Origin of the sequence: Giesbergeria anulus (genome assembly GCF_900111115.1) — a bacterium.
Taxonomy (GTDB): domain Bacteria; phylum Pseudomonadota; class Gammaproteobacteria; order Burkholderiales; family Burkholderiaceae_C; genus Simplicispira; species Simplicispira anulus.
Map to the genome: position 1 here is coordinate 45,142 of NZ_FOGD01000008.1, position 22,638 is coordinate 67,779.

Consider the following 22,638-nt stretch of genomic DNA (forward strand, 5'->3'; position numbering starts at 1 on the left):
AAGCCCCCAACGCTCTAGTTGGTAGATTTTTCCGCTATGGTTGAAAAGATCAGTCGCCGCCACAACCCCCACCACCGTCGCCGCCACCATCACTACCGCCGTCCCCATCTCCACTGCTGCCATCGGTCGATTCAGCACCACCAAAATCATCGCTACTGCCATCGTAGCTGGCATCGGCAAAATCGGTGCCGCAGTAGGTGGTACCACCACTGTCGCCAGCGGCGTTTTTGCGCGCAATATCGCTGCAATCGGGCAGATAAAAAAAGCCATTGGCAATGCCCAGTTGCGCATCCACAGCAAAGAGCAACGGCAAGCGCAAGGGAGCCCGTGGGTCAATATCTTCTTGCTTACAGGCCCAATACCAAGCCCGGCGCAAGCCATCATTGTGCTTGGCACGCCGCCCTAGCGCTTCGGCAGGTGTGTGGTGCAAAAAAAAGCCCAGCGCACTCTGGCACCAATCTTGGTAGGCACGGGTGTGCAAAATAAATTCGTGCCAAAGCACATCTACCGCCCGCGAGGGCATGGCTACAAATTGCCGTTTGCTGCGCAAACAGCTCAAAAAAAACTGCCGCAGGCCCTGCTCCACCAGTTCAGCATCTTTTTGCGCCAAATGTGGGTAGGCATCACGCAGTTTGCGCTTTAAGAACTGCGGCAACGCAGCCTCGCGCACAAAGCGTTCGCGCGCAGCACGCACGGCATAAGCCAGCAGTGCCCATAGCGCCAGCGTAGCAAACAAATACAGCATCCCACGTGGCTGGGCGGGCCACCAACCCGCCAATACCCCCCCAATAGCCAACGACCAAGCCAGCACGCAGGCCCAAACCCCATGCCGATAGTAATGAAGCAAAAGATTGGTCATAGCCAAGAGGTGGGCAAAAGTAGAATCGGAGGGTTAGATTAAATATCAGGATAGTAAAAGGACTTCCCATGGCCGGACACAGCAAATGGGCGAACATTCAGCACCGCAAGGGCCGCCAAGACGAAAAGCGCGGAAAAATCTGGACGCGCATCATCCGTGAAATCACCGTCGCAGCCCGCGCCGGGGGGGGTGACCTCAGCGCCAACCCGCGCCTGCGCTTGGCCGTCGAAAAAGCCAAAGCAGCCAACATGCCTGCCGACCGCGTCAAGTACAACATTGACAAGGCCACCGGCAACCAAGAGGGCGTCAACTACGAAGAAATTCGTTACGAAGGCTACGGCATCGGTGGCGCAGCCATCATCGTCGATACCATGACCGACAACCGCGTGCGCACAGTAGCCGAAGTGCGCCATGCTTTTAGCAAATACGGCGGTAACATGGGCACCGAGGGCTCGGTGGCCTTCCAATTCAAGAACGTGGGCCAAATCATTTTTGCCCCCGGCACCAACGAAGACAAGGTCATGGAAGTGGCGCTAGAAGCCGGTGCCGACGACGTAGTCACCGACGACGATGGCGCCATCGAAGTGCTTACCTCGCCCGCCGAGTTTGAAGCCGTGAAAAACGCTCTCGAAGCGGCGGGCCTCACCCCCGACGCTGCCGATGTCACTATGCGCCCAGACATCACCATCCCCCTAGAAGGCGAAGACGCCGCCCGTATGCAAAAACTCCTCGACATCATCGAAGACCTGGACGACGTCCAAGAGGTCTACCACAACGCCGAATTATGAAAGTTCTTGTCATTGGCGGCGGTGGCCGCGAACACGCCATCGCTTGGAAACTCAGCCAGTCGCCTAAAGTCACGCGCGTCTTTGTCGCGCCCGGCAACGGCGGCACTGCCCTGAACCCCAAGTTTGAAAATCTGCCCATCACCGATGTGGTGGCCCTGCGCGAATGGGCGCAGCAAGAAAAAATCGGCCTCACCGTGGTCGGCCCAGAAGCGCCGCTGGCCGCTGGCGTCGTCGATGAGTTTCGCGCCCACGGCCTGCGCATTTTTGGCCCCACCAAGGCCGCTGCGCAGCTTGAAAGCTCCAAAGCCTTCTCTAAGGCGTTCATGCGCCGCCACGGCATCCCCACCGCCGATTACGACACATTTACCGATCCGGCCCTTGCCCACGCCTTCATTGACCGCTTGGGCGCGCCCATCGTCATCAAGGCCGACGGCTTGGCCGCTGGCAAGGGTGTAGTGGTTGCCATGAACCTGCAAGAAGCCCACGATGCCGTGGACTTTATGCTGGTGGACAACAAATACGGCGTGACGCACAACGCCGGTGGTGCCCGCGTGGTAATCGAGGCGTTTCTCGAAGGCGAAGAAGCCAGCTTTATCGTATTGTGCGATGGCAAAAACGTGGCCGCTTTGGCCACTAGCCAAGACCACAAGCGCCTCAAAGACGGTGACGAAGGCCCCAACACCGGCGGCATGGGCGCGTATTCGCCCGCGCCCGTCGTCACGGCAGACGTCCATGCCCGCGCTATGCGCGAGATCATTCTGCCCACCATCCGGGGCATGGAAAAAGACGGCATCCCGTTCACTGGCTTTTTGTACGCTGGCTTGATGATCGACGCCCAAGGCCGCCCCAAGACACTGGAGTTCAACTGCCGCATGGGTGACCCCGAAACCCAGCCCATCTTGATGCGCCTGAAAAGCGACATGCTCGATCTGCTCAATGCCGCCATTGATGGCAAGCTCGATCAGGTCGATTTGCAATGGGATCGCCGTCCGGCATTGGGTGTGGTCATGGCCGCACACAACTACCCAGAAGACCCCCGCAAGGGTGACGCCATCACGGGCCTGCCTGCCGACCATGACGATGCAGTGGTGTTCCACGCGGGCACAGTGCTGCAAGACGGTGTGGTGCGTACCAGCGGTGGCCGTGTGCTGTGCGTCACAGTGCTAGCCGATAGCCTGCGCTTGGCCCAAAACCGGGCCTACGATGTGGCCCGTGGCATCCATTTTGACGGTATGCAGTACCGCCGTGATATCGGCCACCGCGCCATCAAAACCCCATGAGCCAAGCCACCAGCCCAGCATTCAACCCCGACACCACGGTGGCCCACGTGCGCGGCTATCTGGTGGGGCTGCAAGCGCGGATCATGGACGCGCTAGAAGCCATCGAAGGGCCTGAAGGTGCGTGCTCCACCATCGACCCTTGGCACAAGCCCGAAGGCGAGCGCTTGCAGGGCGATGGCATCACCCGCATCATCGAGGGGGGCCGCGTGTTCGAGCGCGCTGGCTGTGGTTTTAGCCATGTGCGCGGACCGCAGTTGCCGCCCTCAGCCACACAGCACCGCCCTGAGCTGGCTGGTGCGCCCTTCGAGGCGATGGGGGTATCGTTGGTGTTTCACCCACGCAACCCTTATGTGCCTACCGTCCACATGAACGTGCGCATGATTGCGGCGGGTCAGCCAGGACAAACGCCGGTGTGCTGGTTTGGCGGCGGTATGGACTTAACGCCCTACTACGCCTTTGAAGAAGATGCGGTGCATTTTCACCGCAGTTGCCACGATGCACTGGCCCCGTTTGGGCAGGACAAATACCCGCGCTTCAAGCAATGGTGCGACGAGTATTTTTTTCTGAAACACCGCAACGAGCAGCGCGGCGTGGGCGGTATCTTTTTTGATGACTTTGCTGAACTGGGCTTTGAGCAAAGTTTGGCCATGACACAAGCGGTGGGCGATGCCTTTTTGGGTGCCTACCTGCCCATTGTGGAGCAGCGCCAACACACCTCCTATGGCGACCGCGAGCGCGATTTCCAGTTGTACCGCCGGGGCCGCTACGTGGAATTCAACCTCGTTTGGGACCGAGGCACCCATTTTGGCCTACAGTCGGGCGGGCGCACAGAGTCCATTTTGCTGTCTATGCCGCCTCAAGCGGCTTGGGCCTACCAGCGCCAAGACGAGCCAGGCAGCCCCGAAGCTGAACTCACCCAGCGTTATCTGGTGCGCCGCGATTGGCTCTGAGGCGCGCACCTGCCGACCACAGTCAGCGGCGACCCTTGGGAGATACACGGTGACAAACGCAGCTCCTTCTTGGATGGCAGGTCTGAGGGCTAAGTCCATGCTGGCTTTGACGCTGGCCTGTGCGCTGGCGCTGCTGCCTGCTGTGTTAATTGGCTGGCAGGTGCTCGAGGGCGTGCGCAACTATTTTGGCGAGAACTACGCGCGCAACTACACCCAGCTCAAACGCGAAAGCATTTTGGCCCCGGTAGCGCGTGAGCTGGCCCTTTCTTTGCGTCTGGCCGATTCGGTCGTCACCCGGCAATGGCTGCTCGACGAGGGCAATGTCGCCAAAAAAGCGCTGTTTTTTGAAGAAGCCGAGGGCTACCGCAAAGACTTGCGTGACCACGCCTATTTTTTGGCCAGCGTGGGTTCGCAACATTTTTATTTCAATGACAACACCAAGCCGTTCAGCGCTACGCCTCGCTATACGCTGGACTTGACCCAGAAAAAAGATGCTTGGTTTGTTGCCACCCTGAACCAAACCGGGAGTCACTACAACATCAATGTGAACGATGATCTGGATTTGCAAACCACCAAGGTCTGGTTCAACATCATCGTCCGCAGCGGTGAGCACAAGATTGGCGTGACCGGTGCCGGGCTGGATTTGACGGATTTCCTCAAAGACTTCATCACCACCAGCGACCCCGGTGTCACCCCCATTATCTTGACCGCTGCCGGTGCCATTCAGGCGCACCCCAATCGCGCGCTGATTGCCATCAATCCGGCTGGGCGCCAGCCAGAGCTGGCGCAAACTTTGGCTGGTCAATTGCCCGCCGGTGCGCAGCGTGATTCGCTCGCCACTGCCATGACACAAGCTGTGGCCAAGCCGGGGCAGGTCAGCAGCTTCCAAGCCACGTTAGACGGCAAAGAGCAACTGCTAGCGCTGTCTTATATCCCAGAGTTGCAATGGCATATCGTCACTGCGGTCGACTTGAAGGCGGCCCAAGTCATTAACCAAGGTTGGCTGCACGCTGTCGTGGGCGCAGTGGTGGTACTACTGTGTGTGTTGCTGCTGGGGTTTGGCTACGCGGTGGAGAAACTGGTGTTGCAACCACTGCGTAAACTACAAAAGTCAGCATCAGCATTGGCGCAGGGCGATTTCAGCGTGTCTTTACCCCCCGACGGCCCCGATGAACTGGGCGACCTGACCCGGGCCTTTGCCACTATGGCGCGCCAAATCCGCAGCAACACCGAAGAGCTAGAACACAAGGTACAGGCACGCACGTTGGCGCTGGAAGAGGCCAACCGCGACATGCGCCGGGCACACCAGCAAATCAACGACTCCATCGACTACGCCAGCCTGATCCAGCAGGCCACCTTGCCCAGTCAGCAGCTGACGCAGCTGCTAGGCCCGCACCAATTTGTGCTGTGGCGGCCCCGCGACGTAGTGGGCGGCGATTTTTATGTGTTCCGCGCCGAAGGGCCACGTTACCTGCTGGGCGTGGTGGACTGCGCCGGCCACGGAGTGCCCGGTGCGCTGATGACTATGCTGGCGCGCTCGGCCTTAGACCATGCCATGGCGCAGGTTGGCATTATGTCCCCAGCTGCCATTCTGGGCCATACCGATACCACTATGCGCGCCATGCTGCAACACAGCGAATTGCCCCGTGCCATTGCCACCAATATGGATGTGGGCCTAGCTTACGTAGACCGCGAAGCCCGCACCCTGCATTACGCTGGGGCCAAAATCAGCCTATACTGGAGCGATGGTCAGATGGTACAAGAGGTCAAGGGCGGTCGCCGTGCGCTGGGTGATCGGCGCCAAGGCAGCTACACCGATACCCAAGTAGAGATTGTTCCCGGCGCTACCTACTACCTTACCACCGATGGTTTTCTCGACCAAGCTGGCGGTGAGTTGGGCTACGGCTTTGGCGATACCCGCTTTGCCCAGTTGCTGCTGGCACATGCCCGTTTGCCCATGGAACAACAGGCCAGCGCACTCAACCAGGTACTGGAGGCCTACCGCGGCGACTACCCCCAGCGCGACGATATCACCTTGCTCTCTTTCCGCGTTACCTGAAACTCCTTTCCTGCCAGCATAAAACTTCCATGCAAGACATCAACCTGTTTGAGCTTCGGGCACACTTCAACCACAGCAATATCTTGCTGTGCTTCAATGGCCCAATTTCGCGCAGTCTGATTGAAGAAATCGGCAACGCGCTGAAAAACTATCTGCAGGCCGATCAAGCCCAACCCAACGCAGCTATGGATGTGTTCAGCGTGTACATCGAGATGACGCAAAACATTCGTCACTACGCGCTGGCCCACCAATACGACGAGATCGACAGCTCGGCCACCGTAGTGGTAGCGCGCGATGGCGATCAGCATTACATTGTGCAATCGGGCAATTTGGTCGAAAAACCCGATGGTCAGGCGCTCATGGCACGCGTTGCCACGCTGGCCAGTATGGATAAAGCAGAACTCAAAGCAGCTTACAAAACCCAGCTACGCCAGCCGCGCAGCGAGTCCAGTGCCAGCGGTGCTGGCCTGGGTTTGATTGATATTGCCCGCAAATCGGTACATCCCCTGAGCGCCACCTTGACCGAACTGGATAATGGGCGCTGTTTTTTCAGCATACGCGCCGTGATCCAAAAAACCTCTTGATGCAGCGACCATGAGCGATACCAACGACTTCTCTATCACGGGCAGCCAATCCACACCCAGCGTTACTGGCAATTGGGCGCAGGGTTTGCTACGCATGCAAGGCGACTCCTACCCCGAAAATTCTTTTGAGTTTTTTAGCCCCATCATTGCTTGGCTGGAGTGCTTTCTGCAAAACCCACCCGCACCCATGCTGCGTGTGGAGTTGCGCTTGGTGTACATGAACACCAGCTCAGTCAAGGCCATGATGGACATTTTTGACCTGCTCGAAGATGCCCATAAACAGGGGCGCCAAGTTCGTGTGGACTGGTATTACGACTCGCGCAACGAGCGCGTGGTGGACTTGGCCGATGAGTTTCGGGAAGATTGCACCTTTCCGTTCCAGATTGCTGCCGATGCCTGAGTGCCCACGCCATGCCTGCAATGAGGACGAGCTAGTCACACAGGTACAGGCCCTACTGGCCGACCCGGTGCACCAAGCTAACCCGCTGCGCGAGCCGCTGGCGCATTTGCTGGCCTGCAATCAGGTACATCAGGCGCAACTGCACCGCCTGATCCGCATCTCCGACGGCTATCAATACATCTCACGGCGCCAACAAGAGAACCTAGAGCAGCAATACGAGCGGCAACTGCACCGCCTAGAAAAAATTGCTCGCATCTCGGACCGCTACCAAAACAGCCTGCGCGAACTGAGTGAAACCCTCAAACAAGCCTCACTACACGACCCCTTGACCAGCCTAGGCAACCGCCGTTTTCTGATGGAACGCCTGACGCAGGAAACCGAGCGCGCCAACCGCAAAGCATCGCCTTATACACTGGCTATTCTGGATGTAGACCGCTTCAAAACCGTCAACGACCGCTTCGGCCATGAGGCGGGCGACACAGTCCTGTGTTCCATTGCCAACGCCATTGCCGATGCGCTGCGTGAATACGATGTGTGTGGCCGCTGGGGCGGTGAAGAATTTTTGATTTTGATGCCAGAAACGCCGTTAGATTTTGCTTTGCAGATCGCACAGCGAGTGACCCAGAGCATCAAGGCCATTCGCTTTGAATTTCTCGATACCCGCATCTCCGCCAGTGTGGGTTTGAGTACCTACTGCCTAGGTGAGCGCTTTTCAGATACCCTCAACCGGGCCGATGCCGCTTTGTTGCGCGCCAAAGTCGATGGCCGCGACCGGATTGAAGCCTGAAGGCACGCTATATTGGCAACTATTGATTTTTTTCCTGTTACCCCTTTTCTTTCTCTAACCACTGCCTGATGACCACCACTCCCCAATCGGAATCCACCGCTAAAAAAGACGTAACCAAACTCCAGCGTGCCATCGTTGATGGCCTGGAAGATGTCAAGGCACAAGACATCCAGGTTTTCAATACGGAACACCTCTCCCCCCTGTTTGAGCGCGTGATCGTGGCCTCGGGCACTTCCAACCGCCAGACCAAGGCGCTGGCCGCCAGCGTGCGCGATGCCGTGCGCGACGCGGGTTTTTCCAAGCCCCGCACTGAAGGCGAAGACAACGGCGAATGGATCATTGTCGATTGTGGTGCTGCCGTGGTTCACATCATGCAACCCACCATCCGCCAGTACTACCGCCTCGAAGAGCTTTGGGGAGAAAAGCCCGTGCGCCTCAAGCTCGGTGCGGCCAAGCCAGTGGCCCCCGTAGCTAAGGTTCCTGCCAAAACTGCTGCACGCCGCGCTGCCAAGGCCGAAGCCGCTGCTACAGAAGAAGGTACCGTTGCCACAGCCAAAAAGCCTGCCGCACGCAAAACCAGCCGTAGCACCGCTGCCGCACCCGCTGAAGCCCCAGTAGCCGCCAAAAAGCCTGCCGCCCGCAAGACTGCCCCGAAAAAGGTGGACTCGGCCAGCACCACCAGTGCCAGCCCCGCAGCCAAGGCCCCCGCCAAACGGGCCAGCAAGAGCAGCAGTGCCGCCCCCGCAGCACCGGCTGCCAAAAAAGCTATTAAAACAGTGGTCGTGAAGCCCCGCGTTGACAAAAAAGCGGCTCCAGCCAAAACCACTGCCGCCAAAAAGGCTCCGGCCCGCAAGGCAGCACCGCGCAGCAAGCCCGAATAAGGAGCCGTGAGCCATGCGCCTGCTGATTGTGGCCGTGGGCCAGCGCGTGCCCGATTGGGCGCAAACGGCCTACGACGACTATGCCAAACGTTTTCCGCCTGAACTCAAGGTGGAGCTCAAAGCCGTCAAAACTGAACCGCGTGGCTCTAAAACGCTAGAAACACTCTATGCCGCCGAGCGCGAGCGCATCGAGGCCGCCATTCCACGCGGCACCCGCGTGGTGGCACTGGACGAGCGCGGCACTAACCTGACCACCAAAGCCTTGGCCGAACGGCTCAAGGGCTGGCAACTCTCAGGCGATGATGTGGCGTTGGTGATTGGAGGCCCCGATGGCCTTGATCCGGCCTTTCGGCAAGCGGCGCACGAGCGCATCCGTCTGTCTGATTTAACGCTACCGCACGCCATGGTGCGCGTGCTACTGATTGAGCAGCTCTACCGCGCTTGGTCGGTCAATGCCGGGCACCCTTACCACCGCGAATAAGCGATCTGGGTGGCTTTAGCGGCTGGGGCTGGTGCTGGGTAAATCCGTACCCAACAAGCGCAGCGCTAGCCCTAAAAAAACCAACCCAGCCATCCGATCTAGCCACACGGTGGCGCGGGTATGGCGTTGCAGCAGCGCGCCAAATCCACCCGAAAAGCAAGCGATAGCACCAAACACTGGCAGAGAGGCCAGCATAAACACTAGCCCTAACAGCAAAATCTGCGTGGTAATACTGCCTTGGGCTGGATCAGCAAACTGGGGCAAAAAGGCCAAAAAGAACACCAGCACCTTGGGATTGCTCAGGTTCATGAGCATGCCACGCCTCACCATGCGGGCCAGAGCGACTGGGGTGGGTGCAGCACTGTGCGGGCTGGGGGCAGCGGAGAGATGAAGTGGACGCGGGCGCAAGGCTTGCCATGCCAACCAGCCAAGATAAGCCGCACCGCACCATTGCAACAGCGTAAAGGCCAGCGGCATGGTTGCCAACAGGGCCGCCAGCCCCAGCGCCACCGCGCTGGTATGTACCACCAGTCCCAAGCACAAGCCCAGTACCACGGCCAAGCCGACGCGTGCGCCACGCTGCACAGACTGCACCAGCACAAAAAGGTTGTCTGGCCCCGGCGTTAGGGCCAGCAACAGCGAGACACCAAAAAACTCAACAAGGTTTGTAACGTAGGCATGGCAACGCTAATGACTAAGGCTGCGCTGAGCGCAGTGGGCGCTGACAACCGGGGCCAGCAAAGGGCGGGCTATGCGCTGTCCAGCCGGGGCCGGGAGCGTGCTGGGCGCAGACCAAGGCCCCGCCACTGGCATAGCTCCAGTAGTACCACGGAGCTGGGGCCGCCCACAAGCCAGCGTGAGCCACCCACAAGGCCGCCAGCACCAGCCGCCGTAGCCACCACATATTAGGCACGGCCAATAATAGAGGCCGTAGCCATCAGCTCTTCAAGCAGCGCCAGCGAGACTTGGCCCGACACGGCGTAGGGGTCAAGCTCGGCGCGCTCAGAGTATTTAAGCAAAATAGCGTGATTGATTTTGGACAGATTGACCTGCCCCATAGTCCAGCAGCCAAAACGGCGCTCGGCAATTTCTTCGTAGTGCAGCAGTTCCACTTGATGGTGACGTGGATCGCGCAAAATTTGGCCATACAGGGCATTGACGGCACAACGCCCGCCTTCAATAGCTTGCAGAAAAATGCCCTCGCCATAGCACAGCACGCCGGTAATGCCACTGCCGGGGTTGTGTCCGCGCGATTGCGCTAGGATGGTTTCAATCGCATCGGGCGAGGTGTCGGCCAAGCGACTCACATAGAGCAGGCGCACGAGCATAGTTAGTTCTTTCGGGGGAGCAGGGACAAAAATTCGCGCCGCAGCGCCGAGTCTTTCAGGAACACGCCGCGCATCACCGAGTTAATCATTTTGCTGTCGGTCTCACGCACGCCGCGCCAAGACATGCAAAAGTGACTCGCTTCCATGACGATAGCCAAACCATCGGGCTTGGTTTTTTCCAAAATCAGGTCAGCTAGTTGGATGATGGCTTCTTCCTGAATTTGCGGACGGTTCATGATCCAATCGACCAAGCGCGCATACTTGGACAACCCAATGACGTTGGTGTGCTCATTGGGCATGATGCCGATCCAGATTTTGCCCATGACTGGGCAAAAGTGGTGGCTGCAAGCGCTGCGCACCGTGAGCGGCCCAACAATCATCAACTCATTGAGGTGCTCGGCATTGGGAAACTCGGTAACGCTGGGCGGCTGCACGTAGCGGCCATTGAACACCTCCAGCAAGTACATCTTGGCCACACGCCGGGCCGTGTTGTTGGTGTTGTGGTCACTGTTAGTGTCAATCACCAAGCTGTCGAGTACGCCCTGCATTTTGGCTTCCACCTCGTCGAGCAGCAACTCTAGCTCACCGGGTTGAATAAACTGGGCGATGTTGTCGTTGGCGTGGGCGCGCTTGCGCGCCGCAATGATGCGCTCACGGATTTTGACGGAGACCGGAATGCCTTCGTCTGGAGTATCAGGTGTCATATCGGCGGCCAGTGGTCGGTAAATGGTGCCATCGTACCAGTGCTCAATATTTTTTTCCGGTTAGCCACAGCGCTGCCCGTACCAAGGCAAAGGCTATGCGGTCGAGCAAGCGCACGCGCCAAGGGCGTTGGGCATAACTTTCTGCATCGAGCACTCGGCCAGCGTGCTCCATAGCGTGGACAAGGCGCTGGCGCAACATCAGGGCAAAGTGGCTGTCTTCTACCACCACATTGGCCTCACGGGCCAGCAGCAGGCTTAAAGGGTCAAGGTTGGACGAGCCGACCGTGGCCCACGGATGGGCGCTGGCAGCGTCAATCACCGCCACCTTGGCGTGTAAGAAGCTAGGTTCGTATTCGTGGATTTCGACACCAGCGGCCAGCAGAGCTCCATACACAGGGCGAGCAGCGTGGTACTGCAAAAAATACTCATAGCGCCCTTGCAATAGCAACTGCACCCGTACCCCGCGCCGCGCGGCCAGCACCAGCGCCCGGCGCAGCTTGCGCCCCGGCAAAAAGTAGGCATTGGCAATGATGATTTCTTCCCGCGCCGCAGCGATGGCGCGCAGGTAGGCTTTTTCGATGCGAGCGCGGTGGCGCACGTTGTCACGCAGCAGCAGGCTGGCGCGTGGGCGCTGTTCGGCGGCTAGCATAGCGCTGCGCCGGGCCGCTTGGGCAGCACGCAGGGCGCGTACCGCCTCAGGCAACTGATAGTGGCGTATCTGGCGCACCGCCACCATACGTTGCCACAGTTGCTCCATCGTGTCGCTGGCCTGTAATGCCAAATCCCCTGTCATTTGCACGGCAAAATCAAACCGGGGGGCCTGTAGCGCACCGTGGTTTGGGTCGTGAAAATCGTCCAGCACATTGATGCCACCGCAAAACAGCGTTTCTCCATCCACCACGCACAGCTTGCGGTGCAGCCGCCGCCAGCGCTTAGGCCAGAGCAGGCCCAGTGGCCCCAGCGGCGCAAAAATCAGGCAGCGCACCCCAGCCTGATGAAAACGCAAGCGCCATTGCGGCGGCAGCCGCCCAGTGCCCACACCATCTACCACCACGCGCACATGCACCCCACGCTGGGCGGCGCGCTCGAGCGCCTGGGCCACCGTGGCACCAGTGTCGGTAAAGTCGAACAGATAGGTCTCAAACTGCACATCGGTATGGGCTGCATCCAGCGCGGCAATCAGCGCCGGAAAAAGCTCTGTCGCCCCCTGTAGCAGCGCTATCTGCGGGCTATCGCCCCAATCTGTATCAGACACCTGCACCCGCCTTTAAACGCGAAACTCGGCCACCAGTGGCAAATGGTCGGACATGCGCCACCAACTGCGCCCGCGCGGCACCTGCAAGCCTAAGGGCTGCAAGCCGCGCACATACACATGGTCTAACTGCACGATGGGCAGGCGGGCTGGGTAGGTAAAGGCCCGATGGGGGGTAGCCTCTTCGTATTCATGCAGCCCTTGGCCTGCCAGCATCCGCTTGATTTGTTGCCCCCAGTCGTTAAAGTCTCCGGCCACCACCAGCGGGCTACCGCCCGGCACCTCACGCTCGATAAAGGCATGCAGCCGGTGGATTTGCCGCACGCGGCTGCCAGGAATCAGCCCCAGATGCACCACAATGACGTGTACGGGCAGCCCTTGTATCTCCAGCTCCACATGCAGCAACCCGCGTTGTTCAAAGCGGTGGTCAGAAATGTCCTCATGCTGGTGCCCTATCACCGGCCAGCGCGTGAGCAGCGCATTGCCGTGCTCGCCGTGGCGGGTAACGGCATTGGTGCGGTACACAGCGGCATAGCCTTGCGGGGCCAAAAAATCTGCTTGGGGCTGATCGGGCCAGTGCGCAAAGTATTGCGCCTCGCGCCGGTGCAGCTTGCGCACCTCTTGCAGGCAAATGATGTCGGCATCGAGTTGCGCCACCGCTGCACCCAAGTTGTGGATTTCTAGCCGCCGCACCGGGCCTAGGCCCTGCACGCCTTTGTGGATGTTGTAGGTAGCGATGCGCAGGGTGTCGCTGGCGCGTGGGCCCAAGGCCGTGGTGAAACTGTGCATGGCTGCTTCCTACTTGCTACTATCGAACATCTCAACCGGGCGCACGCACGCTAGCGGCGCGTGTTGGTACGGCGGGCGGCAACTGCTTGGCCTGCAAGGCCCGCGCCTGCACCACCAGTTGATTGTGCGCGTCCAAAAAAGCAGCGGCAATTACCTTGCCCTCGTTAGTATTGCTCCACCCCATTCCGGCACCGCCGCCGATGCGGCCCAGCACCAAGCCGCCCACGCCCAAATCGGTGGTGCGGGCCGCGCCGGTGGCCGCCGCCACTTGCTCGGTGGTTTCGTTATCTGAGAGCAGCAAAGCCGTTTGCGCCTCTTTAAACTTGACTTGCTCGGCCAACCCAATCAGCCCAGCCATGTCGCGCAGCACCGGAATCAAGGCCAAAATACCCGCCAGCCCGCGCCCGGCGTTTTCTTCGCTGAAAGTCAGGCTGGGGGTGAGGGTGTATTGGGCCTCGTAGCCGCGCCCTTTAGCCACGGTAGAGCCTTCTTTGCGCAGCACCCCGGCTTCTTTCAGCTCTTGCTCTTGCACCGTGCCCCGCAGTCCGGCGGCCCGATCAACGATACGAAAGCAGCCGCTTTGCTGCGCCAACAATTTGACCAGCGGCACCGGCGAGGCAGGCAAATGCCCACCCGACCCCATGACATAGCCATGCGGATTCTCGGCCAGCGCTACCGTAGCCACAGGTGCCTCACAACGCACCAACTCCGGCGCAGCTCCTTGGGCACCCTGCGGCCCTGCTGATCCCGTAACCACCGAGCCGCCTTGGCCCAGTTCGGTTTTTTTCTCGCCGCAACCCGTCAGCCCGATGGCAGCCCACAGCAGCACCAGAGCGCCCCACGTCATCTTGTGCATGGTGTTATTCCTCACTGAAAAAATCGGAGTCAATGCGTTTGAGTTCGTAAGACTTCCAAATAGAAACGCCCACGCCATGCTCAATCATCAACTGTGCCAAGCGTTCCCCATCCATCAAAATCACCCGTACCTGCAAGGCTTTGACATATTCACGCGCCTCTTGGCTAAATTTTGACGTGGTGATGAACACACCGCGATTGGCTTGGCGGCCCGCCAAGGCCCCAACAAACTGCTGGATGTCGGGCCGACCCACGGTTTGATTTGTCCAGCGTTTGGCTTGCAGGTAAATGATGTCCAAACCCAGTTTGTCTTGGTGGATAAAACCATCCACGCCCCCATCACTGCCCTGTTGCAACGCCAGCCCTTGCCCCCCAGTGCCGCCATAGCCCATTGCCAACAACAGTTCCACCACCAGCCGCTCAAAAAATTGCCAAGAATTGGTCTTGATGCGCTCCAAAATCTCTGCCACCAAGGTGGAGTTGACATCTTTGCGCAAGCGCTCAAACTGCTCTTCTGGCGGTTCTTGTACGACGTTGCCATCGTCTGACTTTTCTTTGCCTGAAGATTTGGAGGTGTTGATTTGCTCTTTTTTCCAAATGCGGTAGCCCTCACGGGCTTTGGAGAAAAACCCATTGGCTCCCAAAGCCAAGGCCTCCTCGCCAGTGAGCGTCAATGACCAAACGCCTTTGGATTTGAGCAGATAGCCCGATTTGACGGCATCGACCGAAAAGAACTGAACATACATCCGCCAGCGTGGTGAGCCGTTGCTCTCAATCTCCTCCAGCGCCCAGGCATCCAGCGGCACATGGGCCGGAATGGCCTCCAAGATGTCTGCCGCCTTCATGGTTTTGCCACCATCGCGCAAAATACTCATGGCCGCATACATGACCTTGCTAGCCAACAAATGGGATTTAGACAGCGGCTTGGTCACAACATACTTCTCCTGAGCATCAAAAAGGGCACCCGTAGGTGCCCTTCGATTTTGCCTGTCAGTGTACAGGCACCAGACGGTTTAACCCGCCTTGACTGCGTCCAGATTGCGCAAACGGATGTGCAGTTCACGCAGTTGCTTCTCGTCCACTGGGCTGGGGGCTTGGGTCAGCAAGTCTTGGGCGCGCTGGGTCTTGGGGAAGGCAATCACGTCGCGGATGGATTCAGCGCCGGTCATCAGCGTAATCAGACGATCTAGACCGAAGGCCAAGCCACCGTGCGGAGGTGCGCCGTATTGCAGCGCATCGAGCAGGTAGCCAAACTTGGCGCGGGCATCTTCGGGGCTGATGTTGAGCGCGGCAAACACCTTGCTCTGCACATCAGCACGGTGGATACGCACCGAACCACCGCCCAGTTCCCAGCCGTTGAGCACCATGTCGTAGGCTTTGGCAATGCAAGCGCCGGGATCGGTGTCCATCAGGTTCTCGTGGCCATCTTTGGGGCTGGTAAAGGGGTGGTGTACGGCTGTCCAGCGGTTTTCTTCCTCGTCGTGCTCAAACATCGGGAAGTCCACCACCCACAGCGGTGCCCAGCGGTTTTCAAACAGGCCGTTCTTCTTGCCAAACTCGCTATGGCCCACCTTCAGGCGCAGCGCGCCGATGGAGTCGTTGACCACCTTTTCTTTGTCGGCACCAAAGAACAGCAAATCGCCGTCTTGTGCGCCCGTGCGCTGCATAATTTCAGCCAAGGCGGCATCGTGCAGGTTTTTGACGATGGGCGATTGCAGGCCCTCGCGACCCTTAGCCACTTCATTGACCTTGATCCAAGCCAAGCCCTTGGCACCGTAGATTTTGACGAATTCGGTGTATTGGTCGATCTCGCCACGCGAGATTTGCGCGCCACCGGGCACGCGCAGCGCCACGACACGGCCACCCTTGGTGGTGGCGGGGGTGGAGAACACCTTAAAGTCCACATCCTTCATCACTTCGGTCAGCTCGGTAAATTCGAGCTTGACGCGCAGGTCGGGCTTGTCCGAGCCAAAGCGGCGCGCCGCTTCTTGGTAGCTCATGATCGGGAACTCGCCCAAATCGACGTTCAGTTGCTGCTTGAACACTTCGGTAATCATGCGCTGGAAGATGGCGCGGATTTCTTCCTCGTCCAAGAACGAGGTTTCGCAGTCAATCTGCGTGAACTCAGGCTGGCGGTCAGCGCGCAGGTCTTCGTCGCGGAAGCACTTGGTAATTTGGTAGTAGCGGTCGTAACCCGCCACCATCAACATTTGCTTGTACAACTGGGGCGATTGTGGCAAGGCAAAGAATTGGCCGTCGTGTACGCGGCTGGGCACCAAATAATCGCGCGCACCTTCGGGGGTGCTTTTGCCCAACATCGGGGTTTCGATGTCGATAAAACCTTCTTTGTCCAAGAAGTTGCGCACTTGGATGGCCGTCTTGTAGCGCAGCATCATGTTGCGCTGCATATAGGGGCGGCGCAAATCGAGCACGCGGTGCGTCAGGCGGGTGGTTTCCGACAGGTTTTCTTCGTCGATTTGGAAGGGTGGCGTGACGGATGGGTTGAGCACGTTCAGCTCATGGCACAGCACTTCGATTTTGCCGCTAGACAGGTTGTCATTGGTGGTGCCTTCGGGGCGTGCGCGCACCAAACCCTTGATCTGCACGCAAAACTCATTGCGGATGCTCTCGGCGGTTTGGAACATCTCAGGGCGGTCTGGGTCGCACACCACCTGGACATAGCCTTCGCGGTCGCGCAGGTCGATAAAGATCACGCCACCGTGGTCGCGGCGGCGGTTCACCCAGCCCGACAAGGTAACGGTTTGGCCCAACAGGGCTTCGGTCACAAGACCACAATAATGGGAGCGCATAGCCATAGCAAAACTTCCGACGCCGTTGTCGGCGCGTTAAGGGTTAGGGGGGATCTGGGCAGCAGCCAGCGTCAAAGGATCGACGGGGACAACCACCCCCATGGAGACGATATAGCGCAGCGCGGCATCGACGCTCATTTCTAGCTCGACGCACTCGCTTTTGCGCACCATCACAAAATAACCACCGGTGGGATTGGGCGTAGTCGGCACATAGACGCTGACAAATTCGTCGCGCAAATAGCTAGCTACCTCACCACTGGGCGAACCGGTGATAAAACCGAGCGTCCAGACGCCTTCGCGGGGCCACTGCACCAGCACCGCTGTACGAAAGGCGTTGCCGCTTTCAGAAAACAGCGTGTCTGATACCTGCTTGACGCTGGAGTAAATGGAGCGCACCACCGGGATACGGTGTACCACAGCATCGCCCCACTGCACCAGCTTGCGGCCAGCAAAATTGCTGGCCAAGGCACCCACGGTCAGCAAAATCATCAGCGTCAACACCACGCCAAAGCCGGGCAGGTGAAAACCCAACAGCCGGTCTGGGTGCCAAGCCTGCGGTAGGATGAGCAGCGTCTGATCGAGCAGACCCACAATCCAGTTGAGCACCGACAGAGTGATCGCTCCAGGAACAATCACCAGCAGGCCGGTGAACAGCCATTTGCGCAGGGCAGACATGGGTATGAACTCAGGCTTTGGGGGTAGCGCTGCTGCTGTCTGCGGCTGGTGCTGGCTTGGCGGCATCGGAGCTGGAGCTGGCCGTACTGGGCGCAGCAGCATCTGTGCCACTGGCGGTTTTATCCGAGGTGGCTGGCGCTGCGGTACCACCGCTACCGCCACGGAAATCGGTCACATACCAGCCCGATCCCTTGAGCTGAAAGCCCGCTGCCGTGACCTGTTTGGTAAAGGCCTCAGCACCGCAGGCAGGGCACTGCGTTAGGGGCGGATCGGACATTTTTTGCAGCACATCCTTGGCATGGCCACAGGAGCCGCATTTGTAGGCGTAAATAGGCATATTTTGGGGCCTGGACTGAAAGTGCAAAGCCTTCAATTATAGGCTTCCCCCTTGACGGCCAGATGTCTGAGCATTACTAACGGCCTTCAAGCCACCGGACTACCTTCGTAATGGGGCGCATGGCCCTTGTGGTTGGCGATGAACTGAGGCAGCAAGGAGCCAGCCAGCATCCCAACCAGCGCTGCCAACAAACCAGCCAATTGCTGCGGAAACGCCTGCGACAGCACCGGGCTGGCCACAAACAGCAGCCAAACCCCTAGCCCCAGTACTACCGCCAGCAGTGCCCCTTGGGTAGTAGCGCGCTGCCAGTACAGGCCGAACACCAAAGGCACAAAAGCCCCCACCAGCGGCACTTGGTAGGCACCAGACACCATCTCATAAATCGAAGTGCCCTGCATGGTGATGGCATAAGTCAGTACACAGCCAGTAAACACCAGCACCGAGACTCGCATTGCCTTGAGCGTCAGGGCATCGCTCATGCCGGGGCGCAGGTTGCGCAAAATGTTTTCGACAAAAGCAGTGGAAGGAGCCAACAGCGTGGCCGAGGCGGTGGACATGATGGCCGACAACAAGGCTCCAAAGAAGGCAATTTGTAGCGCCAGCGGCATATGCTCCATCACCAGTGTGGGCAGTACCTTTTGCGGATCATCTTGCAACAGGGCGCGAGCAGTATCGGGCATGATGAGCACAGCGGCTGTTACGACAAACATCGGGATAAAGGCAAACAGCAGGTACAGCAGCCCGCCAATCACCGGGCCGATGCGGGCGGTGCGGGCGCTGTCCGACGACATGACGCGCTGAAACACGTCTTGCTGCGGGATCGAACCGAGCATCATGGTGATGGCTGACGCAATAAAAAAGCTCCACTCTTTAAAGCCGCCGTCTTGCGGAAAGAACTGGAACTTGCCTTCGCGCGCAGCAAAATCAACCACCTTGCCTGCACCACCAGCCAAATCGGCGGCAAACCACGCAATGGCGATCAGCCCCAAGCCAATCACGATCATCTGCACAAAATCGGTCAGGGCCACCGACCACATGCCACCATAGAGCGTATAGACCAGCACCACCAAGGTGCCCACCACCATGCCAACCGTCATCGACATCGCGCCTTGGGTCAGTAAGTTAAACACCAGCCCCAGCGCAGCAATCTGCGCCCCCACCCAACCCAAATAGCTAAAAATGATGATGATGGAACACACCACTTCTACCGTACGCCCATAACGCTGGCGGTAGTAATCGCCCAAGGTAATCAGGTTTTTCTGGTAGAGCTTATAGGCAAAAAACAACCCCACCAGCACCAAACACATGGAGGCACCAAAGGGGTCTTCTACCACCGCCCCCAGCCCCTGGTCGACAAACCGGGCCGATACGCCCAGCACCGTTTCGGAGCCAAACCAAGTGGCAAAGGTGGTGGCAATAACCACCGCCAGTGGCAGGCTGCGGCCCGCCACCGCGTAATCAGCCGTGTTGTGTACCTTGGTGGCGGCCCACAGGCCCACGGCAATCGAGACCAGCAGGTACAAGACGATAAAAGTGATCAGCATGTGTGGCTCCGCCAACCGGGAAGTGAAAAATGCCGCGCATTATCCGGGCAAGTGGGTTAGAACAACCGCACGCGCACCACCAACTGCATCGCCAGCAGGCCGAGCACAAAACCACCGCCACCATAGAGCAGCGCTTGCAGCAGCCGATTGGTGCGGCGCTGCTCTTGCAGCAGTTGTTGCAGCTCGCTGGGGGCGGCGCTCTTGGCGCTGCGCTGGTGCAATTGCTCATACAACAGGCGCGGCAGCGCGGGCAGCAGCTTGGCGTAATGCGGCGCTTGGGCGCGCAGTTCTTGCCACAGGCGCTGCGGCCCCATCTGGTCGAGCATCCACTTTTCTAAAAACGGCTTGGCAGTACTCCACAGGTCGAGGTCGGGGTCCAGCTGGCGGCCCAACCCCTCAATATTGAGCAGGGTTTTTTGCAGCAGCACCAGTTGCGGCTGGATTTCGACATTAAAGCGCCGCGAGGTCTGGAACAGCCGCATCAGCACCATGCCCAGCGATATCTCACGCAGGGGCCGGTCAAAGTAGGGTTCACAGACGGTGCGGATGGCCGCTTCTAGGTCATTGACGCGCGTATCGGGGGGCACCCAGCCGCTCTCAATGTGCAACTCGGCCACGCGCTTGTAATCACGCCGGAAAAACGCGGTAAAGTTTTGCGCCAGATATTCTTTGTCGATCTCGGTCAACGAGCCAACAATGCCAAAGTCTAGCGAGATGTAGCGCCCCAGCGTCTCAGGGGCCAAACTGACTTGGATGTTGCCGGGGTGCATATCGGCATGGAAAAAACCATCGCGAAACACCTGCGTGAAGAAAATCGTCACGCCATCGCGCGCCAATTTGGGGATATCGACCCCAGCCTCGCGCAGCTTGTCCACATGGCTGATGGGGACGCCATGCATACGCTCCATCACCATCACTTCGGGGTGGCAAAAATCCCAGTAAATTTCTGGAATCAGCACCAAGTCTAGCCCGTCCATGTTGCGCCGCAGTTGCGCGGCGTTGGCCGCTTCGCGCACCAAGTCCAACTCGTCGTGCAGGTAGTTGTCAAACTCGGCCACCACCTCACGCGGTTTGAGGCGTTTGCCATCGCTGGACAAGCTTTCTAACCAACCAGCCATCATGCGCATCAACGCCAAGTCTTTGTCAATCACCGGCAACATACCGGGGCGCAACACCTTGACGGCCACATCGTGCAACTGACCGTGGCGGTCGCGCAGCGTGGCAAAGTGAACTTGAGCAATGGAGGCGCTGGCCACCGGCACCTGCTCAAACGAGACAAATACTTCTGCCAATGGTTTGCCAAAGGCGCGCTCAATGGTAGCGACGGCCACGGCTGATGGAAACGGCGGCACCCGATCTTGCAGCAGGGCTAGTTCATCGGCAAGGTCGGGCGGCAACAAATCGCGCCGGGTGGAGAGCACTTGGCCAAACTTCACGAAGATCGGCCCCAGCCGCTCCAGCGCCTCGCGCAGGCGCTGGCCACGCGGTGCGCGCAGATCGCGCCCGACCGAGATAATGCGCGCCAACAAGTGCAGCCAACGGTGCTGAAAGCTGTTGAGCACCAACTCGTCTAGGCCATAGCGCAACGCCACCCAGACGATGGTGGCACCACGAAGCAGTCGGTTCATGGAATTGTGCGGTCGTCAGACCACACCGGGGCTGCACCAGGGGCATGGGCAGATGCCTCCATGCCTTGGGCGGCTGCCATGCGGCTACCCACAAACTGGCGCAGCGCCTGAGCCAGCCAGCGCCCTGCCTCAGACAGGGTACGCGCGGGCACGTCACCAATCACGCGGGCCAAGTCTTCCTCAATGTCCCAACGCAGGTTATCAGACAGCCATTGGATATCCCCCGCAAATTGCACATCGCCATCAATGCGCACTGCGGGACGCTCGCCGCGCAGGGCCAATTGGGCCAAGCCTAACGGGGAGTCCTGCATCACTTCTAAGCGCAAATCGGGGGTGAGGTCTTCATCGGCGGTATCAAACAAGCCCGCTGGCGTGACTTGCAAGGCGATAAAAAAGTGCCGCCATTGCACCTGCACGATGCGCCCTTGCTGGCGTTCTAGGCGCTCCATGGCCGCAGGCTCTTGCTGTAGCACATGGTTGAGTAGCAGGACGGCGCGATGCTGCACCTCGTGTACCAGCCAAGGTGGTGGGACAAGCCCGGGGGCAAGACGCTCGAACACGCTGCCAAGAATAGAAAAAGGGGACTGTGGTGTTGCCATATCCCCGATTATTCCTGAAGCGCGCCCAGTATTGGGCCGGTATTGTTATTGCAGGGCTTGAACGCCTGCTACCAACCAGCCACTGCCGCCGGTTTTGGGCTTGGTCATGTTCCAGACTTCGCGGAACGGGTTGGGGCCTGCCGAGGCTTCTTCGCGGATCATGCCGGAGAACTCGACGCTGGCCATGTAGGCTTCGCCCAAGTCTTCAATGCCCAGCAGTTGCGCCTCTAGCATCACCACATCGGTCTGGTTGGGTTGCTGCTCACCCCGGTGGGTTTCACGCTCGGCCAATTGACTGCGGATTTCAGCCAACATGGTGTCGGTCATCATTGAGCGCAGGGTGGAAACGTCAGAACGATCCCAAGCCGCTTGCAGCGTAATGAAGTTGCGCTTAGCGGCTTCGACAAAAGCGGCGCTGTCAAAACCCTCAGGAATGGCCCAGTTTTGCGATCCGGCCAGCGCCGAGCCAATCATCGAACCGCCAGAGGCCGGGCGGCTGTTGTCAAAAGACATGCTGTTGCGTTCCCAAGGGCGGGCCGAGGCGTCGTTGCCCACCTTGTCGGGGTTGTAGTCGTGCAGCACCGGGGCATTGACCGGTGCTCCTGCGCCTTGGAAGGCAAAGGGTGAGGCAGCGGCATTTTGGCTGGCTTGGCGTTTGCGCAACACCATAGCCACCACCGCCAAAACAGCTACCCCCAAGAGTGCAAACATCAGAAACTGTGCCAACCCTTCCCCAAAGCCCAGCGAGTGCGCCAGCCAAGCCAATCCCAGCCCAGCTGCCAAACCACCCAGCATGGCCCCCCAAGGCTTTTTAGGTGCTGCAGCAGGGGCTGCCTGCGGCGCGGTGGCCGGACGCGGTGCCGCTTGGTTGAAATTTTGTCCCGGTGCGCCGGGGGTAGCGTCGCGCTGGGTGACGTTGCCAGACTGCTGACCCAGCGATTTGCCACCGCCCAAACGTTTGGCCTCGGCCTCAGGATGTGCCACGATCACCATAATTGCCAACAACAGGGCGGGCCAGAGTTTCTTCATCGCTTATTTCTCCTTGGGT

The 22,638-nt window shown here is 59.1% G+C and carries 25 protein-coding genes; 9 read left to right on the forward strand and 16 right to left on the reverse strand.

Features of this window, described 5'->3' with window-relative positions; genetic code table 11:
• Positions 1-49: 49 nt before the first annotated feature.
• Positions 50-859, reverse strand: coding sequence for a glycine-rich domain-containing protein (locus BMX55_RS11745; protein ID WP_177172890.1), 810 nt, complete (start codon positions 857-859; stop codon positions 50-52).
• Between the two features lie 68 nt (positions 860-927).
• Here BMX55_RS11745 and BMX55_RS11750 point away from each other — a divergent pair, with 68 nt between their 5' ends.
• The 9 genes from BMX55_RS11750 to rlmH all read left to right on the forward strand — a co-directional run bounded on the left by BMX55_RS11750 (position 928) and on the right by rlmH (position 9,069).
• A complete protein-coding gene (locus BMX55_RS11750) occupies positions 928-1,647 on the forward strand; it encodes a YebC/PmpR family DNA-binding transcriptional regulator (RefSeq protein ID WP_091457921.1) in 720 nt (239 codons plus the stop codon).
• A complete protein-coding gene (gene purD / locus BMX55_RS11755; protein ID WP_091457925.1) occupies positions 1,644-2,927 on the forward strand; it encodes a phosphoribosylamine--glycine ligase in 1,284 nt (427 codons plus the stop codon). The genes BMX55_RS11750 and purD overlap by 4 nt, the downstream gene beginning before the upstream one ends.
• Positions 2,924-3,877 (forward strand): oxygen-dependent coproporphyrinogen oxidase, encoded by a 954-nt coding sequence (hemF, locus tag BMX55_RS11760; protein ID WP_091457928.1) that lies wholly within the window; start codon positions 2,924-2,926, stop codon positions 3,875-3,877. The genes purD and hemF overlap by 4 nt, the downstream gene beginning before the upstream one ends.
• A 49-nt stretch (positions 3,878-3,926) precedes the next feature.
• Positions 3,927-5,936, forward strand: a complete 2,010-nt coding sequence (gene siaA, locus BMX55_RS11765) for a biofilm regulation protein phosphatase SiaA (protein ID WP_342707683.1) — start codon at positions 3,927-3,929, stop codon at positions 5,934-5,936.
• 29 nt (positions 5,937-5,965) lie between these two features.
• Positions 5,966-6,520 carry a biofilm regulation protein kinase SiaB gene (siaB, locus tag BMX55_RS11770; protein WP_091457935.1) on the forward strand — a complete coding sequence of 185 codons (555 nt, stop codon included), beginning with the start codon at positions 5,966-5,968 and terminating at the stop codon, positions 6,518-6,520.
• A 10-nt stretch (positions 6,521-6,530) separates the two neighbouring features.
• Complete coding sequence (gene siaC, locus BMX55_RS11775) at positions 6,531-6,920, forward strand: biofilm regulation phosphoprotein SiaC (protein ID WP_091457939.1); 390 nt, start codon at positions 6,531-6,533, stop codon at positions 6,918-6,920.
• Positions 6,913-7,707: a biofilm regulation diguanylate cyclase SiaD gene (gene siaD / locus BMX55_RS11780; RefSeq protein WP_091457940.1), complete on the forward strand. Its 795-nt coding sequence runs from the start codon at positions 6,913-6,915 to the stop codon at positions 7,705-7,707. Before siaC ends, siaD begins: the two co-directional genes overlap by 8 nt.
• A 68-nt stretch (positions 7,708-7,775) precedes the next feature.
• On the forward strand, positions 7,776-8,588 hold the full coding sequence (gene rsfS / locus BMX55_RS11785) for a ribosome silencing factor (protein WP_091457943.1): 813 nt from the start codon (positions 7,776-7,778) through the stop codon (positions 8,586-8,588).
• Between the two features lie 13 nt (positions 8,589-8,601).
• On the forward strand, positions 8,602-9,069 hold the full coding sequence (rlmH, locus tag BMX55_RS11790; RefSeq protein ID WP_091457947.1) for a 23S rRNA (pseudouridine(1915)-N(3))-methyltransferase RlmH: 468 nt from the start codon (positions 8,602-8,604) through the stop codon (positions 9,067-9,069).
• A gap of 15 nt (positions 9,070-9,084) precedes the next feature.
• On the opposite strand, the gene BMX55_RS11795 is transcribed toward rlmH, so the two are convergent.
• The 15 genes from BMX55_RS11795 to BMX55_RS11865 form a co-directional block, all read right to left on the reverse strand.
• Complete coding sequence (locus BMX55_RS11795) at positions 9,085-9,705, reverse strand: LysE family translocator (RefSeq protein WP_245751417.1); 621 nt, start codon at positions 9,703-9,705, stop codon at positions 9,085-9,087.
• A 58-nt stretch (positions 9,706-9,763) separates the two neighbouring features.
• On the reverse strand, positions 9,764-9,973 hold the full coding sequence (locus BMX55_RS11800) for a hypothetical protein (RefSeq protein ID WP_091457954.1): 210 nt from the start codon (positions 9,971-9,973) through the stop codon (positions 9,764-9,766).
• Position 9,974: 1 nt separating this feature from the next.
• Positions 9,975-10,397, reverse strand: coding sequence for a BLUF domain-containing protein (locus BMX55_RS11805; protein ID WP_091457958.1), 423 nt, complete (start codon positions 10,395-10,397; stop codon positions 9,975-9,977).
• Positions 10,398-10,399: 2 nt separating this feature from the next.
• Positions 10,400-11,101 (reverse strand): GTP cyclohydrolase I, encoded by a 702-nt coding sequence (folE, locus tag BMX55_RS11810; RefSeq protein WP_091457961.1) that lies wholly within the window; start codon positions 11,099-11,101, stop codon positions 10,400-10,402.
• 43 nt (positions 11,102-11,144) lie between these two features.
• Positions 11,145-12,356, reverse strand: coding sequence for a cardiolipin synthase ClsB (clsB, locus tag BMX55_RS11815; protein ID WP_245751419.1), 1,212 nt, complete (start codon positions 12,354-12,356; stop codon positions 11,145-11,147).
• 12 nt (positions 12,357-12,368) lie between these two features.
• Complete coding sequence (locus tag BMX55_RS11820) at positions 12,369-13,142, reverse strand: endonuclease/exonuclease/phosphatase family protein (RefSeq protein ID WP_091457968.1); 774 nt, start codon at positions 13,140-13,142, stop codon at positions 12,369-12,371.
• A gap of 31 nt (positions 13,143-13,173) precedes the next feature.
• Positions 13,174-13,998, reverse strand: coding sequence for a CsgG/HfaB family protein (locus BMX55_RS11825; RefSeq protein ID WP_091457971.1), 825 nt, complete (start codon positions 13,996-13,998; stop codon positions 13,174-13,176).
• 4 nt (positions 13,999-14,002) lie between these two features.
• Positions 14,003-14,929 carry a restriction endonuclease gene (locus BMX55_RS11830; protein ID WP_218144488.1) on the reverse strand — a complete coding sequence of 309 codons (927 nt, stop codon included), beginning with the start codon at positions 14,927-14,929 and terminating at the stop codon, positions 14,003-14,005.
• 81 nt (positions 14,930-15,010) lie between these two features.
• Entirely contained in the window at positions 15,011-16,813 is a 1,803-nt protein-coding gene (gene aspS, locus BMX55_RS11835; protein ID WP_091457974.1) for an aspartate--tRNA ligase, read from the reverse strand.
• A 30-nt stretch (positions 16,814-16,843) separates the two neighbouring features.
• Entirely contained in the window at positions 16,844-17,482 is a 639-nt protein-coding gene (locus tag BMX55_RS11840; protein WP_091457977.1) for a DUF502 domain-containing protein, read from the reverse strand.
• A gap of 10 nt (positions 17,483-17,492) precedes the next feature.
• Entirely contained in the window at positions 17,493-17,819 is a 327-nt protein-coding gene (locus BMX55_RS11845) for an FmdB family zinc ribbon protein (protein WP_091457979.1), read from the reverse strand.
• Positions 17,820-17,905: 86 nt separating this feature from the next.
• Positions 17,906-19,363 (reverse strand): high affinity choline transporter 1, encoded by a 1,458-nt coding sequence (locus BMX55_RS11850; RefSeq protein ID WP_091457982.1) that lies wholly within the window; start codon positions 19,361-19,363, stop codon positions 17,906-17,908.
• Positions 19,364-19,419: 56 nt separating this feature from the next.
• A complete protein-coding gene (gene ubiB, locus BMX55_RS11855; RefSeq protein ID WP_091457986.1) occupies positions 19,420-20,991 on the reverse strand; it encodes a ubiquinone biosynthesis regulatory protein kinase UbiB in 1,572 nt (523 codons plus the stop codon).
• Complete coding sequence (locus BMX55_RS11860) at positions 20,988-21,590, reverse strand: ubiquinone biosynthesis accessory factor UbiJ (protein WP_091457989.1); 603 nt, start codon at positions 21,588-21,590, stop codon at positions 20,988-20,990. Before BMX55_RS11860 ends, ubiB begins: the two co-directional genes overlap by 4 nt.
• Before the next feature lie 45 nt (positions 21,591-21,635).
• Complete coding sequence (locus tag BMX55_RS11865) at positions 21,636-22,619, reverse strand: Tim44 domain-containing protein (RefSeq protein ID WP_091457992.1); 984 nt, start codon at positions 22,617-22,619, stop codon at positions 21,636-21,638.
• Positions 22,620-22,638: the final 19 nt, after the last annotated feature.